A 1,631-nucleotide genomic window follows, 5' to 3' on the forward strand; every position below is an offset into this window, starting at 1 on the left:
CGTCCGAACCCGCTCGTCGAACGTCACCGGACCCGACGGCAACACCGCAAGCTCCGACTCGGTCTCGGGATCGTCGACGACAACGATGTCGACGTCGGTCGTCACTGCTCCGACATGGGACGACAGCGTCAGAACCAGACCGGCGCCGGAGTCACCGAGCATGTATTCGATGCGGTCCGCCGGATAGGTGGGATCCACCGGGACGAACGCGGCACCGGTCTTGACTACTGCCCACGTCGCGAGAATCGACTCGAGCGATCGCGTCATCAGGACGGCAACGCGGTCCTCCGGTCCGACACCACGACCGAGCAGCAATCGCGCCAGCGCGGACGAGGCGGAATCGAGTTCACGATAGGTGACGGTTCCACCATCGGAAACGACCGCGGGAGCGTCGGGATCACGCTCGACAGCGACGGCAAGCAGGTGAGGCAGCAACGGCAAGGGGGCATGACGCCGGACTCGAGCGATACGTCCGTTTCGACGGGAGAAATCACGGACCGCACTGCTCGAATCTACATCTCCGAACCCGATGACCTCGACCGTCATACCACTCCCCGTTCTGCATCGGGGCGGAATGCGGTCGTAGGCAGCGCATTTGGCGATACCCGCGGGTCCAGTGCATTTGCGTGAACAAGGCCCCCGACAAACCGGGTCACACACACCGACCGCTTCCGAGTCTTACATGAGAACACTGCTGTTTCCAGTTGAATGACGATTGAACTATTCGATTTCGGCTGAAACAGTGAACAATTCAGACATTTCGTGACTAGCGGTCCAGGCCCTGACGAGCGGGCCCAGCACTCTACACGCATCGGGTCCGGTGAGCTCCCAATGAGACACCTCGATGCTTCGGCGGTGCACCTCACCCACCACGAAGGGCGCCCAGTCGAGAAGGGAATGATCCGCTCCCGGTTTCGATTCCCGCGCGACCACGAAGAGCAGATCCCCCGAGAATCTGCCCGGCCGATGGTGCGCGAGTACGTCGAACGACCATCCGATCCCGTCGAGGAAATCGGCCGTCGTCGGGACTCCGAGACCGCCCGCATCCAGGTCCCGTGTGATATCCGACACCAACGAGTCCGCTCTCCGCGGATCCACACCTACGCCGCCCTGCAGTGCCGCGAGGGCAACCTGCTCCACGTCGACTGGCGCCTCCAGCGGCGCCGGAACCTGCGTGTCGAGCAGGATCAACGAGGCCACCGAGTCCCCGTCACGCTGCAACTGCACGGCCATCTCGTGGGCGATGACACCGCCCATCGACCATCCCACCAGGTGATAGCGCCCTCGCGGTTGCAGACGGCGGATCTCCGATACGTAGAGGCGGGCCCATTCTTCGATGGACCGAGGCATCGGATCGGCGCCGGACAGCGCTGGTGATTGAAGTCCGTAGACCGGCCGCCCCTCCTGCACGTACTTCGCCAACTCAGCGAAGCTCCAGGCGAGCCCCACCACCGGGTGCACGAAGAAGACCGCTTCGAGTTCCGGATCGCCGCTACGGAGTGGGATGACCATGTCGAACGCGCCCCCTGTGACGGCGTCACCGGAGACCAGCTTTTCGATCCGGGCAGCCAACTCCTCCACCGACCCCACCTCGAACACCACCGACACCGGCACCCGCACACCCACCACCG

General features: G+C 63.9%; 2 protein-coding genes. Both read right to left on the reverse strand.

Annotated features, from left to right (window positions below):
* Positions 1–546: AMP-binding protein (locus HCA61_RS25790; protein WP_169691046.1), on the reverse strand; the 546-nt coding region annotated here is incomplete at its 3' end.
* Between the two features lie 174 nt (positions 547–720).
* Positions 721–1,631, reverse strand: a 911-nt coding sequence (locus HCA61_RS25795) for an alpha/beta fold hydrolase (protein ID WP_169691047.1), incomplete at its 5' end; no start/stop codon positions are given.

It is taken from the genome of Rhodococcus sp. HNM0563 (assembly GCF_012726195.1).
Lineage (GTDB): Bacteria > Actinomycetota > Actinomycetes > Mycobacteriales > Mycobacteriaceae > Rhodococcus.